Here is a 16,028-nt window from a genome sequence, read left to right as displayed (position 1 = left end):
ATAATTTAAATCATTTCCAACCTATTTTCTCTACTCTAAACAACATTATTGTTATATATTATAATTATAAGTTTTTAAATTTTGGAGGCGTTACATATTGCAGAAATTATTTTTTACTAAATGGACAGTTATTATTTCTATTTTCATCATTTTCGGTACAATTTTCTACGTTACTAATGTTAAAAATAACAACGAAAAAGCACCTGTAGAAACAGCGGATACAAAAACTTTCAAAACGAAATTACAACCTAAAATTAATGAATTGACTACTACTTATAATGACATCATCGAAAAAGATTGGTTGCCTGCCTGGGAAGAGATTAACACGAATGGAGATTCAGTAGATCGAAATAAACTATTAGTTACAATGAATGCTGTTTCCAAGCAGTATGAAACAATTATGAACGAAATAGACACACTTAAAATTGAAGAAAACATAGCAGATATAGATATACAAAAACAACTCCTTCAATTCACAACTCAGTTTAAATCCGCATCAAATTTCATGAAAAATGCAGCAAATTTGATTATAGACGGAACAAATAACTCTATTCCAACCAATGAAACTATTGAAAAAACAAAACAAGCTTTAGGACTTGCGGATCAACATATTGTCATCGCTTTATCTACTTTAAATGAAGTTGAAGATAAATTAGGACTTACAAAAAAATAAAACTATTTACTATTTTAAAATAAAAAATGATTGCAATTCACAATTTGTATGTCTATAATGTTTTTATTGATTTACAATCAATGTGTTTGTAAATTTTATAATTCGGATGAACCATTCAGGAGAAGGTCTATTGATCTACCGACGGGGCAAAAAGTTGTTATACCAACTTTGAAACTCTCAGGTCTTGGTTACAAGTAGAACTGCATGGGGACGAATCTCTGGAGAGACTCCCTCTCGCTTTTATAGAGCGCGGAGGAAAACGAGCACCGAAGGAGCAAATCCGCTACTTTAGCGGATAATCTCTCAGGTAAAAGGACAGAGACAAGCGAAAGAAAAAGCCGATTGTATCGGTTTATTTTTCTATCCCTTGTTTCTCCAGAGACCATTTCATTTACTTGAAGTGGTTTTTATTTTTTCTAAAAAAGGAGAATAAAGATGGAGACAGTAAGTAAAGTATTAGAACAACTAAATCAATACGTGTGGGGATTACCAACTTTGTTGCTACTCGTTGGAACTGGTGTCATTCTCACAGTGCGTTTAAAAGGTTTACAGTTTAGTAAACTATTATACGCTCACAAACTAGCGTTTAAAAAATCAGAAGATACCTCTTCTTCTGGAGATATTAGTCACTTCCAAGCACTTATGACAGCTATGGCCGCAACGATTGGTATGGGAAATATCGCCGGTGTTGCAACAGCTGTTACTATAGGTGGACCTGGTGCAATATTTTGGATGTGGATTACCGCATTGTTCGGTATGGCAACAAAGTATGCTGAAGCAATACTTGCAGTGAAATACCGTGTTAGTAATGAAAATGGTGAATATTCAGGTGGGCCAATGTATTATTTAGAACGTGGTTTGGGTAAGAAATGGCTAGCAGTATTATTCGCTATATTCGGTACAACTGCTTCTTTCGGTATTGGTAATATGGTGCAATCTAATTCAGTTGCAGAGGCAATGCGAATTAATTTCTCTTTCCCTCCTGCTTTAACTGGTATACTAATGGCATTTTTAATCGCAATTGTTATTTTAGGCGGTGTAAAAAAAATCGGGAAAGTGACGGGATATGTCGTTCCTATTAAAGCTTTCTTTTATATAATTGCTGGTCTTATAATTATTTTCTATCACTACGACCAAATTCCTGAAGCATTTTCACTTATTTTTTCTGGTGCATTTAATGGTACAGCAGCTGCTGGTGGTTTTATTGGGGCAACAGTTGCATCAGCTATTCAAATCGGAATGGCGCGTGGTGTATTTGCGAATGAAGCTGGTTTAGGGAGTGCACCAATTGCGGCGGCGGCTGCAAAAACTGATTCACCTGCAAAGCAAGCTTTAGTTTCAATGACTGGTACTTTTCTAGATACGTTTATTGTATGTACAATTACAGGACTAGTATTAATTACTACAGGTGCTTGGAAATCTGGTAAAACTGGTGTTGAAGCTACAACACTTGCATTCCAATCTGTATTTGGTACTGCTGGTAGTATGATTCTCGGTATCGCAATTATTTTATTTGCCTACTCTACTATTTTAGGCTGGTCGTATTATGGAGAAAAATGTGTAGCTTATTTATTCGGAGAAAGTGCTGTTAAATATTATAAAGCAATCTTTATTTTCATGATTGCAATTGGTGCTAATTTAAAGCTAGGAATCGTATGGACATTTGCTGATATTGCAAATGGACTTATGGCCATTCCAAACTTAATTGGTCTAATTGGATTAAGTAGTATTGTTGTTGCTGAAACGAATCGCTTTTTACAAGCAGAGAAATTGAAAGAAAATAATAAAAAACAGGCAAGTTAATCTATGAAAAAAGGAATGACTCATACATGATGAGCATTCCTTTTTTCATCCCCTCTTTTACTTAATTACTATCATTAAAAATATATTTATATCAATGTTTACTCCTTTTTATTCCTCCAAAAGTTTTTCACATAAATGTCATAAATCGTATGGTCTAACTATATAGTTGAAAAGGAATGCGACATTAAAGTGTCGCTGAAAAACTCATCCAAGAAAAGGGAGGAAAAATCTTTTGAAAAACAAAATCATTGTTTTCCTATCTGTTTTATCATTTATTATTGGTGGTTTCTTCTTTAACACAAATACTTCAAGCGCTGAAACATCATCTACTGATTACGTTCCTAACCAATTAATCGTTAAGTTCAAGCAAAATGCATCTTTAAGTAATGTGCAATCTTTTCATATATCTGTCGGAGCTAATGTCTTATCTAAAGATGATAAGTTAGGTTTTGAAGTCGTACAATTTTCAAAAGGTACTGTAAAAGAAAAAATAAAGAGTTATAAAAATAATCCAGATGTGGAATATGCAGAACCGAATTATTACGTTCACGCCTTTTGGACTCCAAACGACCCATATTTTAAAAATCAATATGGATTACAAAAGATTCAAGCTCCACAAGCTTGGGATAGCCAACGAAGTGATCCTGGTGTAAAAGTAGCTATTATTGATACAGGAGTTCAAGGTTCACATCCTGATTTGGCTTCGAAAGTAATTTACGGGCATGATTATGTTGATAACGACAACACATCTGATGATGGTAATGGTCATGGTACACATTGCGCTGGAATTACTGGAGCACTTACGAATAACAGTGTCGGAATTGCTGGTGTTGCCCCACAAACTTCAATTTATGCTGTCCGCGTATTAGATAATCAAGGAAGTGGTACTCTTGATGCTGTAGCGCAAGGTATTCGAGAAGCTGCTGATTCGGGTGCAAAAGTAATTAGTTTAAGTTTAGGAGCTCCAAATGGTGGTACTGCATTACAACAAGCCGTTCAATATGCATGGAATAAAGGCTCTGTTATAGTTGCAGCTGCTGGAAATGCTGGAAATACAAAAGCTAATTACCCTGCTTATTACAGCGAAGTAATTGCAGTTGCTTCTACAGATCAATCAGATAGAAAATCTTCATTCTCTACTTATGGTAGCTGGGTAGATGTTGCAGCACCAGGTTCAAATATATATTCAACATATAAAGGAAGCACGTATCAATCATTAAGTGGTACATCTATGGCAACACCTCATGTTGCAGGAGTCGCTGCTCTTTTAGCAAATCAAGGATATAGTAATACACAAATTCGCCAAATTATTGAGTCAACTTCTGATAAAATTAGTGGTACAGGTACGTACTGGAAAAACGGTAGAGTCAATGCATATAAGGCTGTACAATACGCTAAGCAATTACAAGAAAATAAAGCTTCTTAAGAAAACTTTAATCAGTCGATCTACCATGAATGCGGAATAAAATAGGAGGAGAGACTTCTATAATTAAAGCCTCTCCTTCTTACAAACTATATTACTCTCCCTGCTTTTTAACCATATGTAAATACAGTACAAAATCCATCATTGTCGACGAATGACCAAGTTGACGGATCATCGCTGTTATATTTCCTCTATGATATGTACCATGATTTACGACATGTTGCACTAATTCTAAAATCGAAGTTTCTAATTTCCCTACATATGGATTCTCAATAACAAATACAGCATTCACATCTTGTATTGTAATTAAAAAGTCTTTATATTGATTTGCCATGTTTTCAAACATTTTTTCTAATTCATGTAACGATTTAGTTTCAATTTGTTTTCGTAAATCTTCTCGGTCTTGTATTGCTTCATTCATACTTTTACCATGCAATATGTGTAACCACACTTGATCTGTAATATAAATATGCACAAAAGTATCCTTAATGGATGGGAATACACTCTGTATCTGTTCATTAAAAATTGTCTCATAGTTTGATAACTCTTTTAATCGATCGAATAATCTAGTATTAGCCCAAGCATGGTAATCAAACTGCTTTAATATATAATCTTTCAATTTATATTACCTCCCTATTGTATGAAACGTATAATTTGTTTCTTCGTTTCCGATTCTCTATCAACCTTTGCAATCCCTTTTTCTTTCATTTCATGTTTATTTATCGTTTTATATTTTACATACGTATGAAATTCCGTTTGAAATGGAAATGGTGTAATCCGAATTGTTTCCTCGTCCACCCATTCAACTTGAATAAGTTTCTCATCCTTACTATTAAACATTTCTGTTCCTTCAAAACCATCTTTAAATAAATCAATTTCATCTTTCTTTTTTACACCAGGCTTATTCATACATACGTATAAAGAAAGTTCATCACAAAACTTTAATAATCTATAATGTTTATCAAACATCGCAAACTGTTCCTTTGTTAACGTTTTCAAAATTCTTTTTTGTCGTTCTAATTCATGTTTATAAAATGACATCATCTCTTCATCTTCCTCGTTTAGTGGAAATGATAAAAAATGTTTACTGCAAAGCAATGCCCCGTATGGATTATAATTTTCAATTTCATTCAAACCAATCGTATAAAAAACAAAACGTAATGGGCTTGGACAATCCATAAATGTATATGGAATATTTTTAGCATCATTTAAAATTGGTACTTTATCTAGCTCTATCCATCCTCTGTCATGCTCATATATTGCATCAACTGTTTCTTTTAAATATGTTTTACCTTCAAAAAAGTCTTCTTTTATATGCTTTGCAATCTCTCCAGCTAAAAAACCATGATCATGTTGACGAATTAATATACTTTCCTTCTCATTTTTTTCACGAAAAATCATTCATATACTCCCCCTCATCCTCATATTAAAGCTTTTTATATGCATCGATTCTTAATTAATCCCTAAATAATAGAAGGGATTCAGTCTCTTGCAACGAAATTAACATAATTATATAGTATTCTTTCTAATCATAGTGATAGCTTTATCTTTACTATCTATTATACTAAAACATTCATTCCAAAAATTTTTTTATGAGGTGAAAACATGAACAAAACAGAATTAATTAAAAACGTAGCACAATCAGCTGATATTTCTCAAAAGGACGCTTCTGCAGCTGTACAATCCGTATTTGACACAATTGCTAATGCATTACAATCTGGCGATAAAGTTCAATTAATCGGATTTGGAACTTTTGAAGTGCGCGAAAGATCTGCTCGTACAGGACGTAATCCGCAAACTGGCGAAGAAATTCAAATCGCAGCTGGTAAAGTTCCTGCATTTAAAGCAGGTAAAGAATTAAAAGAAGCTGTTAAATAAACAAGAAACCAGCCATTTTATAGGCTGGTTTCTCGTTTTTATTTAAGCAATTGCTTTATATTCTCTGCATGATATACTTCACAAATATAAAATACACATTTGCAGTTACTTACAATTTGATACTTTCTAGTTGGATACACATTCGCTGTAACAGAACATCCATCAAACAATTCAATAATATTTCCAGATGGCTGATATCCTTCATATAATACGTTTCTTCTTACTTCCATCTTTTCTATAAGCTTTTCAACAGGAATATTTCCACTCTCTAATTCACTCTTTATTGCGTCCGGTAAAAACGAAGTGTCTGCAAAAATTAGATTTTCAGATAACACCTTTCCTTTATAACTAACATTAGATACACGGTAAAGAAATGTTCCATCTTTATCAAAGAAATTCTTTGCTTCTTTCGGAATGTTCTGTCTACCAAGCGCCTCTTGTTCAAGAACATCAAACTGAACTGTATCATTTAAAAGCTTTTCTAAAGCATGAATGGATGATGTATCTCCAGAAAATAAAATATTTTTAATTGCTTGTACGTTATAAGTGAATTCATTCTTTCTATTTTCCGCTACTAACATGAGGAACACCTCTTCTATAATTTTTTTATTTAAGATTTAAAAGTGCTGCCGCGTCTAATTGCGTAATTTCAGTCACTTCCTTACTGAATATTGCAACAGAGGCCCTATAATCTAAACTAGGCCTTACATCTTCCATCATTGTATTACTTGCTAACTCTTGTCTATCCTTAAAAACCAACAAGTTTGGAGGATCATTTGGAGCTGATACTGTAATATGTACTGGCGGAATCATTAGTCCTTCACCTGTCGCTTTCAGCACCGCTTCTTTTCGAGTCCAATATGTTAAAAAACCTTCTATTTTCTGTTCATTTGGTAGTTTCATAACTTGCGCTATTTCAATGTCTGTTAATACACCTTCTGCCATTTTCATAACATCTACATTTGGATTCATTTGTTCTACATCTATGCCAACAGGTGCAGATTTTGTAAATGCAACGACAACCCACTCACCTGAATGTGAAACGGATAATTGCGGCATACCTTCTGGTAATTGTGGTCTACCATGTTGCAATTTACATACTGAGCACATTCGATCAATTGGTACTTGGACTGGTGACATAGAAAGTATCTTACCGAGAACTAATCTACTAATTACGCAACCTATTATAAAACGAGCTCGATCTGCCGAATGATGATACGAATTTGCTTTCTCTCGCTCTATATCATTTAGTAAATTGTAATGCCATGATTGTAAATCTGAAATTCTTGCCCACCATATTTGACAATCATTCTCATTCAAAGTTGGAACAGAATCTACAACTTTACTTTCTATCATGTAAACTCTCCTTTATTCAACGAATATCAATTTTCATAAAAAAGCATACGTATATTGTTATTCATTGACGAGTGCTTTCTCTTTTTTTGATACAGATAATGTTTTTTCTTTCTTATTTGACATTACCTCTTTATCGGAAATACGTAAAGAAAATAGTAGTGCTATGAGCAAAAATATTGCTGATCCAATTAATGCTGCTTGATATGGTAAAAAATTGGATTGAACGTTATTACTTCCAAAACCAGCTAGTATACTAGCTAAAACAGCTACTCCTATCGCTGAACCTAATCGATTTTGCACATTAAATATAGTAGTCGCTCTCCCCATGGAAGGCGGCGTGATATTGTTAAAGGCAGAAAATTGCACCGCACCGACAGATTGACCTAAGAAAATACCGATACCAAACAATAATGCCCGAATTTGCCACGGATTCGTATCGTGATTTACAAAACTTAATAAAACAAAGATAATCGCCGTACAAATTAATCCTATAGAAATTACCTTTCGAGCTCCTAATTTCTTATATGACCATGGCACAATTTGTGAAGAAATCATTAATCCAATCGCCTCTGGAAATGTCGTAAGTCCTGATTCCAGCGCGGAAACTCCTATCACATTTTGATACATAAGTGGAAAAACAAATAACATTCCTAGTAAACCAGCTGATGAAAATAATGATATAAGGCTCATCTTTCTAAAGACTGGTTCTTTTAATAAGCGTAAATCTAACATCGGCTGCTTTACTTTCAGTTCTACGATTATAAACAATGTAATGAATACAACCCCAGCTATCCCAGTACTCATAATTTCTGGAGAAATCCACCCTTTTGATGGTCCCTGGCTGAGTGCATATATGAGCATCGCAAATCCTGGTGCTGATAAAATAAAGCCGAGAGAATCAAAGCGACCAGCTGATTTTTCAACATGCTCTGCTAAAAATAGAAGTCCAAAGAGCAATGCAACGATTCCAAACGGTAGATTAATATAAAATGCCCAACGCCAAGACATTTGATCTACAAAGAAACCACCGATGATAGGACCAATTGCTGGTGCTACAGCAATTGGAAGTATAATGAACCGAGAAATCTTCGGTCTTTCCTCTGGTGAAAATGTTCGAAATAACATTGCCATTCCAACCGGTGTTAAAAGCCCTCCACCAGCACCTTGAATAATACGGAAAATATTCAATGAAGTAATATCGTTAGCCATTCCGCATAAAGCAGAGGCAATTGTAAATACGAAAAGAGCAATTAAAAACACTCTTTTCGTACCAAATCGATCTCCTAACCAACCAGAAATCGGAAGGAAAACAGCTAAACTAACTAAATACCCAACATTAACCGTCCCCATTGCAGATGGAGTTACTTGTAGTTCTTTACTTATCGTTTGTAGTGCTACATTTACAATCGTTGCGTCCATCGCAGCCATAAACATCGCAGTTATATAAACGATACTTACGACTACTTTTGGATTTAGTTTTGCTTTCATTATCGTTTTCCTGCTAATGTTTTTTCACGAACTTGATTACTTTTTGGATTCAAATCTTTCCAGTTATATTCAACATATTCTAAGCAGCTCTGCCTACTAGCTTCTTCATATACGACATTCCAGCCAATAGGTACATCGAGAAAAGCAGGCCAGAGAGAATACTGGCCCTCCTCATTTATTAATACTTTATATGTGTAATTATCATTTTCAAATGGATTCGTCATACTCTACTTACCCCTTTCTTATTCTGCAAATATTTCGCTAATACTTGTCCAATTTCCGTAAGCGGACCTGGCTGACATAGATCTTTATGTCTACAATCAATATCGTGCTGCACAATTTGCCCGTCTAAATAATTTAGCCACGTATTTGGAGAAATAGGATCAAACCAGTCTGGTATAACAGTAGATCTAAAGAATAAGATATCTCCATTATAAACTTTCGGTACATATTTCCCTAACAACCCTACTGAATTTACATATGTTTCTTTCAAGTTCAATATGGTCTCTTCTTCAAGACTTGCTAATGCACTTCCATCTTTACGAAGGATTTCAACTGCACTTTCCATTGTAAGTGGTTTACCATCCATGTTATCTGGGTCATATCCGCCTAAAGCAAGTAATGCGATTAACGCTTCCTCTTCAGTAGGCGCTTCCGTATTTGGTAAGAAGTGTCCAGGATAAGAATCAAGCATAACGAGTAATTCTACTTCTTCCCCTTCATTTTGTAATTGCGCCGCCATTGCATGCACAACATTTCCTCCAAGCGACCAACCTAATAAACGATATGGTCCATGAGGCTGTACTTCACGAACGTGTTTCAAGTAATCCGCCGCCATCTCCTCTAAACTTTTTGGAAGTTCTTCATTTTTAACGATACCACGTGCTTGTACACCATAGATTGGATAATCTGTCCCTAAAGATTTCATAAGTCCTGCATAGCACCAACTTAATCCACCTGCTGGATGTACACAAAATAGTGGTAATTGATCCCCGCTTGTTCGTAATGGAAGCAACACATCAAGTGCACTTTGACCATTCCCCATCTCAAGTCTTTCAGCTAACCCTGCAACAGTCGGTGCTGCAAATAAAGTACCAATGTTTAGTTCCACTCCAAGCGCCTCTTTAATGCGGCTCATAAGCTGTACTGCAAGGAGTGAATGGCCACCAAGATCAAAGAATCCGTCATCAATTCCAATTTGAGGTACACTTAGCACTTCTGTAAACAAGTCACATAACATTTCTTCTTGCGGTGTTCTTGGACCACGACTAGAAGATGATGCGATAAATTCTGGAGCTGGCAATGCCTTTCTATCTAATTTACCGTTTGGAGTTAAAGGTAACTCATTTACTACTACAAAAGCGTATGGAACCATATAATCTGGTAAACTACCACCAGCAAACTGACGCATTTCATTCGTATCAATCGCTTCATTATTTGATGCAACGATATAAGAAACTAACCGTTTATCCCCTGGTTGATCTTCCCGTACAATAACGGCTACTTGCTCAACTTTAGGGTGCTTCATTATGACTGCTTCTATTTCTCCTAATTCAATTCGAAATCCACGAATTTTTATTTGATGATCTGCACGTCCTATATAATCTAGCGTCCCATCTTTACGCCAGCGAGCTAAGTCTCCTGTACGATACATTCTTGTACCTGGCTTGCCAAATGGATCTGCGATAAAGCGTTCAGCCGTTAATCCTGCTCTTCCTAAATATCCACGTGCAAGCCCTGCACCTGCAACATACATTTCTCCAACTACTCCAGGTGGCACTGGTTGTAAATAGTTGTCTAACACATACACTTTAAGGTCAGGTATACTGCACCCAATTAAACTATTTGCTCGTAAAGAGACGATAGTTTCATCTAATTCAATATAACTAACATGTACTGTCGTCTCCGTAATACCGTACATATTAATAAGCTTTGGTGCGTTATGAGGATGTCGACTATACCAATCTTCTAAGCGACTTAGCTCAAGTGCTTCTCCTCCAAAAACAACATATCGTAAAGATAATTTTTGGCCAATCTCTTCATTTTCACGATCTGCTTGCATTAATTGATAGAACGCTGATGGAGTTTGGTTTAAAACCGTAACCTTTTCTTTAACAAGAAGCTGTAAAAATTCTTTCGGTGAGCGACTTACAGTATGTGGCACTACAACTAAACGCCCTCCGTATAATAAAGGTCCCCAAATTTCCCAAACCGAGAAATCAAAAGCGTATGAATGGAACATCGTCCAAACATCGTTTCCGTCAAACTGGAACCAATGATCAGTTGCTCCTAAAAGTCTTACTACATTTTGATGAGGTATCATAACGCCTTTCGGTCTACCCGTTGAGCCTGACGTATAAATAACGTAAGCAATATGTGATGGAGATAATGGCTTAATTCGTTCCACTTCATCAATATTGTCATCACTATATTTCTCAACTTCTGCTATTACTTTCACATCATCAACTAAAACTTTTAGTGCCTCATCACATTCAATTTCCACTTCTGAATTCGTTAAAACACATGATGGTTTCGCATCGTGTAGCATAAATGAAATGCGGTCTGCTGGGTAATCTGGATCTAACGGAAGGTATCCAGCACCAGCTTTAAGAACAGCTAATAAGCTTACAACCATGTTTAATGATCTTGGCATCGCTAAAGCAACGAGTTGATCAGGACCAATCCCTTTTGCTATTAGGAATCGAGCTATTTTATTTGCTTTTCTATTTAACTCTTCATAAGTTAATTTCTTATTTTCAAAGACAACAGCTATAGAATTTGGATTTATATGAGCCTGCTTTTCAAACAATTGTGGCAATGTCATTTCTGGTGCAATTTGAAAACCACCATTCCACTTTTCTAACACTGTATTTTTCTCTGCTACAGTTAATATTTCTAATCTGCCAATTGATTGATCCGGATTTGTAGCTGCATCATCTAATAACAAAATGAATCGTTCTATTAGTTTTTGAACCGTTTCACGTTTATATAAATCGGTACTAAACTCTAGTAATCCATGTAAACCGTTCGGAGTACCATCAACCTCGTTACTCTCACTAATTTCAAATGTTAAATCAAATTTTGCAGAACCAACGCTTTGAATTTCAAGGCTCGCTTCTAAATCTGGTGCATGAAACGTTGCTTCTGGTGTATTTTGAAAAGCTAACATAACTTGAAACAACGGGTGGCTGTTTCGAGTACGTACTGGATTTAACACTTCAACAAGCCTTTCAAATGGAACATCTTGATTTTCATAAGCTGCAAGATTTACCTGCTTCACTCTATTTAATAATTCTTTAAAACTTGGATCTCCTGACGTATTTGTACGTAACACTAATGTATTTACAAATAAACCAACGATATCTGAAAGTACATCATCATTTCTTCCAGCAATCGGACTTCCAATTGGTATATCAGTGCCTGCACCTAATCTTGTAAATAGTGCACTAAGCCCTGCTTGCAATACCATAAACAAACTAACTCCATTTTTACGTGCAAGCTCTACTAACCTACTATGCATACCTTCATCTATATGAAAATGAATTGTTTCCCCGCGGTAACTCGTCTCAATTGGACGCTGGAAATCTGTAGGTAACTCCATTTGGTCTGGTAAACCTTTAAGTTCTTCTTTCCAAAAATCTAATTGTGTTGAAATAAGACTCTCTGGTGTCGTTTCATCACCTAGCAATTGCTGTTGCCAAAGTGCATAATCTGCGTATTGAACTGGTAGTGTCTCCAGCTGAACTCTGTCACCTTGACATCGTGCTTTATACGCCGCTGTAAAATCTCTCGTTAACGGCTGTAATGACCAGCCATCACCTACAATATGATGTAATAAAATTAATAATACATGTTCGTTTTCACTCACTGTAAAAAGTTGCAAACGAACTGCCGGCTCAATATCGAGGTTAAAACTATATCTTACCGCCTCTGAAAGTACACTTTCTAATTCATCTTTACATGTATTAGTTATAACCATTTCTAGATTTAAGTTTTCCATATCTAAAATTTTCTGATAGGAACTACCTAATACGTTAGGGAAAATTGTTCTAAGTGTTTCATGTTTCTCAACTACATCATAAAAAGCACCTTGTAATGCTTCCCGATTCAATATTCCATTCATACGAATGACTAGCGGAATATTATAAGTAGGACTTGGACCTTCTAAACAATTTAAGAACCATAACCTGCGCTGTGCAAATGAAAGTGGAACTTCATTTGGCCTACTTGCTTTCTGAATAGCTGGTCTTGCACTTTTTGCATGGTTTAATTGTTTCGCCAGTTCGGCAACAGTTGGTGATTCAAATAGTTTCCCGATTCCTAATTCCACACTTAACGTTTCACGAATTCTTGCCATTAAACGAGATGCGAGAAGTGAATGTCCACCCATTTCAAAGAAATTATCATCAATGCTAATTCGAGAAACACCAAGTACTTCTGCAAATAAATCACATAATATTTCTTCTTTCGGATTTCTAGCAACTCTCTCATTGTTCATTCCATTAAAATCAGGAGCAGGTAATTTCTTTCTGTCAACCTTACCATTTGGCGTTAATGGTAATTCTTCTAGCACAACAAATGCCGATGGTATCATATAATTCGCTAAACTTTCTGAAACATAAGAACGAATTTCTGAAAGATTAATCGGTTCCTTTTCTTCTGCAACGATATACGCAATGATGCGTTTATCATTTGGACGATCTTCTCGTACCATTACTACCGCTTGTTGAATATTTTCATGTCGTTGTAATACCGTTTCAATTTCAGCTAATTCAATTCGGAATCCACGAATTTTAATTTGATGATCTGCGCGACTAATGTACTCTAACGCACCATCACTACGCCATTTCACAAGATCTCCTGTACGGTACATGCGCTTCCCTGATTCTCCATAAGGATTTGCAACAAACCGTTCAGCTGTTAACTCAGGTTTTCCTAAATATCCGCTTGCAAGTCCCTCCCCAGCAATATATAATTCCCCAATAACTCCAGGTGGAACTGGTTGTAACCCTGCATCCAATATATATACTTCTGTATTGCAAATTGGCTTTCCAATAGGAGGTATACCCTTTTCACCTTCATCAATGTTCATGAAAGTAGACCAAATCGTCGTTTCAGTTGGTCCATATAAATTAGTTATTGAGCAACCTAATTCTTTTAATTTATTTGCTAAATGCGCTGGAAGAGCTTCACCACCAACAAGTATATTTAGTCCTTGTAGCTTCTCTGGATAATCAGTTACTAACGCCTGCCAAAGCGTCGGTGTAGCCTGCATAATTGTCACTCTTTCTTCTTGTAAAAGTGTCGTTAATGCTGATGGCTCTTGTATGTCTTCTTTTTGCGCAATTGTTAAACTTGCACCACTAATAAGAGGTAAATAAATTTCTAGAGCAGAAATATCAAACGCAAACGTTGTAACTGCTAATAAATGATCATTTTCATTTAATGAAAACTTTTGTTGCATAGCCATTAAAAAGTTACTTAAACCTCTCATAGGAACAATTACACCTTTTGGGTTTCCTGTTGAGCCTGAAGTATATATTGTATAGGCTGAGTTTAAAAGTGATGCATCATTCTTACATGCAATATTCATACGAGAATATGTATGTAACGCTAGTTTCGTTTCTTCGTCATCTAATACAATTTTTTTCATATCATTTTCTATAACTAACTTAGATGAAACAGATGAATGTGTTATGATACAAACTGGTTTTGCATCTTTTACTATATAATTAACTCTATCTGCTGGGTATTCTGGATCTATTGGTAAATACGCTGCACCAGCCTTTAAGACTGCTAGCATACTAACTACCATTTCTATTGATCTAGGGAATACTAAAGCTACAAACTGATTTGGTCGTATTCCTTCTTCTACTAAATAATGTGCTAGTTCATTCGCTCGTTCATTTAGCTCTTTATACGTAAGGATTACATCGTCACAAGTAATCGCTAGTTTATTTGGATTTTTTTGCACTTGTTTTTCAAATGATATAGGTAAACTGATTAACTCATCGTCTTCCTTCGTTTCATTCCATTCCAATAAAACTTTATGATTTTCTTCAGGTAGAGTAATGTTTATTTTTCCAATCGACTCGTTTTTCTCATAATTATTTATTACTAATTCAAATAGATTCATAAATCTTTCTTTATGCAATGCTAGCTCTGCGCCATTATATACTTCGGGATTCGCATCAAAATGAATCATTAGCTCATTTTGATCAAAACGTTTATATACATTTATCGATAAATCATCTACAGGTCCTGCTGATAAGTTATGCGTAATACCACGATTTCCAGCAAAATTAAGCCCGTAATCAAAAGGCATAACATTCACTAACGGTCCAAACAACCTTTGATTTTCACCTAGTAACTTTAAATCTCTTCTTAATTCCTCATGACGGTATTTATAATGGCGACGTACATCTCGGATTTCTTTAGAAACTTGCTGCAATAATTCCGCAAGAGTTATATTTGGAGTTACTGTAATACGAAGTGGAACTAAATTCATTACCATACTTGGTGTATGAATAGATACAGAACCTAAACGTCCCATCATCGGTAAACCTAAAACAATATCATTTTCACCTGTTAATTTATGCATATAAATACTTGTTACAGCGACAATGAATTCCGGCCAACTTGTTAACGAAATATTGATATCTTCTAGTAAAGTTTTCGTGCTAGAACTAGATAAAAAAGCTGTTTCTCGTGAAAATCCATTTGATGTTCTCGGTGCTCGTTCTGCCAAACTTACAACTTCTGGGGCATCTGCAAACTTTTCTAACCAAAAAGTACGATTTTCCTGAAATTGTTTAGACTCACGATACTCAATATCTTCTTGCACAACTTTTGCAAGAGAACCAAATGGCTTTTCATTCTTGTTTGTTTCTTCTATAAGTGATGTATACTCATTCGCTACCTTTTGGCTAAGAAGTGAAAATCCATAGCCATCCATCACAATATGATGGATGCGCTGATACCAAAAGAAACGATTATTTTCAACTTGAATAAGTGCTTCAGTAAATAAAGTATCTTTTTTCAAATCGACTGGCATAGATAAATCATTTTTCATCCATACTTTAGCAGCTTCTTCAGGGTTTTCTTCTTTCCGAACGTCAATAAAATGCATATGGAACTGTGATTCTTCAATAACTTGCCATGGGCCAATTTCATCCTCTTCGAAGCGAACGTGAAGTGCTTCTGCTTCCATTACAACTTTACGTACAGCTAATTCAAAAATGTCTTGATGAATATTCCCGTTTATTTCTACATATTCCCCAGTATTATATATCGGATTAAGCGGATCTAATTGTTGCGCAAACCACATACCAGACTGCGCAGATGATAACGAATGACGAATCTTTTGACTGTTAGGCATTCTTTACTACCCCTTTATTATGTAGTCTA

At 35.4% G+C, this 16,028-nt stretch carries 11 protein-coding genes and 1 riboswitch; of the genes, 4 read left to right on the top strand and 7 right to left on the bottom strand.

What is annotated here, in order from left to right; all coding sequences use genetic code 11:
* The first annotated feature begins 97 nt into the window (after positions 1-97).
* The 3 genes from AC3EMB_RS11675 to AC3EMB_RS11665 all read left to right on the top strand — a co-directional run bounded on the left by AC3EMB_RS11675 (position 98) and on the right by AC3EMB_RS11665 (position 3,902).
* Positions 98-673, top strand: coding sequence for a hypothetical protein (locus AC3EMB_RS11675; protein WP_071730147.1), 576 nt, complete (start codon positions 98-100; stop codon positions 671-673).
* 208 nt (positions 674-881) lie between these two features.
* Positions 882-1,002, top strand: a riboswitch (glycine riboswitch).
* Positions 1,003-1,108: 106 nt separating this feature from the next.
* Complete coding sequence (locus tag AC3EMB_RS11670) at positions 1,109-2,476, top strand: alanine/glycine:cation symporter family protein (protein ID WP_071730145.1); 1,368 nt, start codon at positions 1,109-1,111, stop codon at positions 2,474-2,476.
* Between the two features lie 232 nt (positions 2,477-2,708).
* Positions 2,709-3,902, top strand: coding sequence for a S8 family peptidase (locus tag AC3EMB_RS11665; RefSeq protein ID WP_488517697.1), 1,194 nt, complete (start codon positions 2,709-2,711; stop codon positions 3,900-3,902).
* A gap of 91 nt (positions 3,903-3,993) precedes the next feature.
* Here AC3EMB_RS11665 and AC3EMB_RS11660 read toward each other — a convergent pair whose 3' ends face one another.
* Together AC3EMB_RS11660 and AC3EMB_RS11655 are read right to left on the bottom strand one after the other, a co-directional pair.
* Entirely contained in the window at positions 3,994-4,518 is a 525-nt protein-coding gene (locus AC3EMB_RS11660) for a DinB family protein (RefSeq protein WP_078400260.1), read from the bottom strand.
* 14 nt (positions 4,519-4,532) lie between these two features.
* The gene (locus tag AC3EMB_RS11655) at positions 4,533-5,300 is read right to left on the bottom strand and encodes a DUF3891 family protein (RefSeq protein WP_488517696.1); all 768 of its coding nucleotides are present in this window, start codon (positions 5,298-5,300) and stop codon (positions 4,533-4,535) included.
* Positions 5,301-5,504: 204 nt separating this feature from the next.
* On the opposite strand from AC3EMB_RS11655, the gene AC3EMB_RS11650 reads away from it, so the two are divergent.
* Positions 5,505-5,777 carry an HU family DNA-binding protein gene (locus tag AC3EMB_RS11650; RefSeq protein WP_001043905.1) on the top strand — a complete coding sequence of 91 codons (273 nt, stop codon included), beginning with the start codon at positions 5,505-5,507 and terminating at the stop codon, positions 5,775-5,777.
* 38 nt (positions 5,778-5,815) lie between these two features.
* On the opposite strand, the gene AC3EMB_RS11645 is transcribed toward AC3EMB_RS11650, so the two are convergent.
* The 5 genes from AC3EMB_RS11645 to AC3EMB_RS11625 are packed head-to-tail and all read right to left on the bottom strand — an operon-like array spanning position 5,816 to position 15,999.
* Positions 5,816-6,358 carry a hypothetical protein gene (locus AC3EMB_RS11645; protein WP_053564558.1) on the bottom strand — a complete coding sequence of 181 codons (543 nt, stop codon included), beginning with the start codon at positions 6,356-6,358 and terminating at the stop codon, positions 5,816-5,818.
* A gap of 25 nt (positions 6,359-6,383) precedes the next feature.
* A complete protein-coding gene (sfp, locus tag AC3EMB_RS11640; protein WP_063547185.1) occupies positions 6,384-7,133 on the bottom strand; it encodes a 4'-phosphopantetheinyl transferase Sfp in 750 nt (249 codons plus the stop codon).
* A 57-nt stretch (positions 7,134-7,190) separates the two neighbouring features.
* Positions 7,191-8,621 (bottom strand): MDR family MFS transporter, encoded by a 1,431-nt coding sequence (locus tag AC3EMB_RS11635; RefSeq protein WP_071730141.1) that lies wholly within the window; start codon positions 8,619-8,621, stop codon positions 7,191-7,193.
* A complete protein-coding gene (locus tag AC3EMB_RS11630) occupies positions 8,621-8,845 on the bottom strand; it encodes an MbtH family protein (protein ID WP_000184057.1) in 225 nt (74 codons plus the stop codon). The genes AC3EMB_RS11635 and AC3EMB_RS11630 overlap by 1 nt, the downstream gene beginning before the upstream one ends.
* A complete protein-coding gene (locus AC3EMB_RS11625) occupies positions 8,842-15,999 on the bottom strand; it encodes an amino acid adenylation domain-containing protein (RefSeq protein WP_488517695.1) in 7,158 nt (2,385 codons plus the stop codon). The genes AC3EMB_RS11630 and AC3EMB_RS11625 overlap by 4 nt, the downstream gene beginning before the upstream one ends.
* Between the last annotated feature and the right edge of the window lie 29 nt (positions 16,000-16,028).

The organism is Bacillus sp. LQ16, assembly GCF_057784645.1.
This window is presented reverse-complemented; position numbering and strand designations above follow the sequence as displayed.

What these genes read in the sequence shown, in the direction of transcription:
- AC3EMB_RS11630 (WP_000184057.1), bottom strand. Translation starts at nt 8,845, where the DNA reads ATGACGAATCCATTTGAAAATGATAATTACACATATAAAGTATTAATA.
- AC3EMB_RS11650 (WP_001043905.1), top strand. Translation starts at nt 5,505, where the DNA reads ATGAACAAAACAGAATTAATTAAAAACGTAGCACAATCAGCTGATATT.
- AC3EMB_RS11625 (WP_488517695.1), bottom strand. Translation starts at nt 15,999, where the DNA reads ATGCCTAACAGTCAAAAGATTCGTCATTCGTTATCATCTGCGCAGTCT.
- sfp (WP_063547185.1), bottom strand. Translation starts at nt 7,133, where the DNA reads ATGATAGAAAGTAAAGTTGTAGATTCTGTTCCAACTTTGAATGAGAAT.
- AC3EMB_RS11645 (WP_053564558.1), bottom strand. Translation starts at nt 6,358, where the DNA reads ATGTTAGTAGCGGAAAATAGAAAGAATGAATTCACTTATAACGTACAA.
- AC3EMB_RS11670 (WP_071730145.1), top strand. Translation starts at nt 1,109, where the DNA reads ATGGAGACAGTAAGTAAAGTATTAGAACAACTAAATCAATACGTGTGG.
- AC3EMB_RS11655 (WP_488517696.1), bottom strand. Translation starts at nt 5,300, where the DNA reads ATGATTTTTCGTGAAAAAAATGAGAAGGAAAGTATATTAATTCGTCAA.
- AC3EMB_RS11635 (WP_071730141.1), bottom strand. Translation starts at nt 8,621, where the DNA reads ATGAAAGCAAAACTAAATCCAAAAGTAGTCGTAAGTATCGTTTATATA.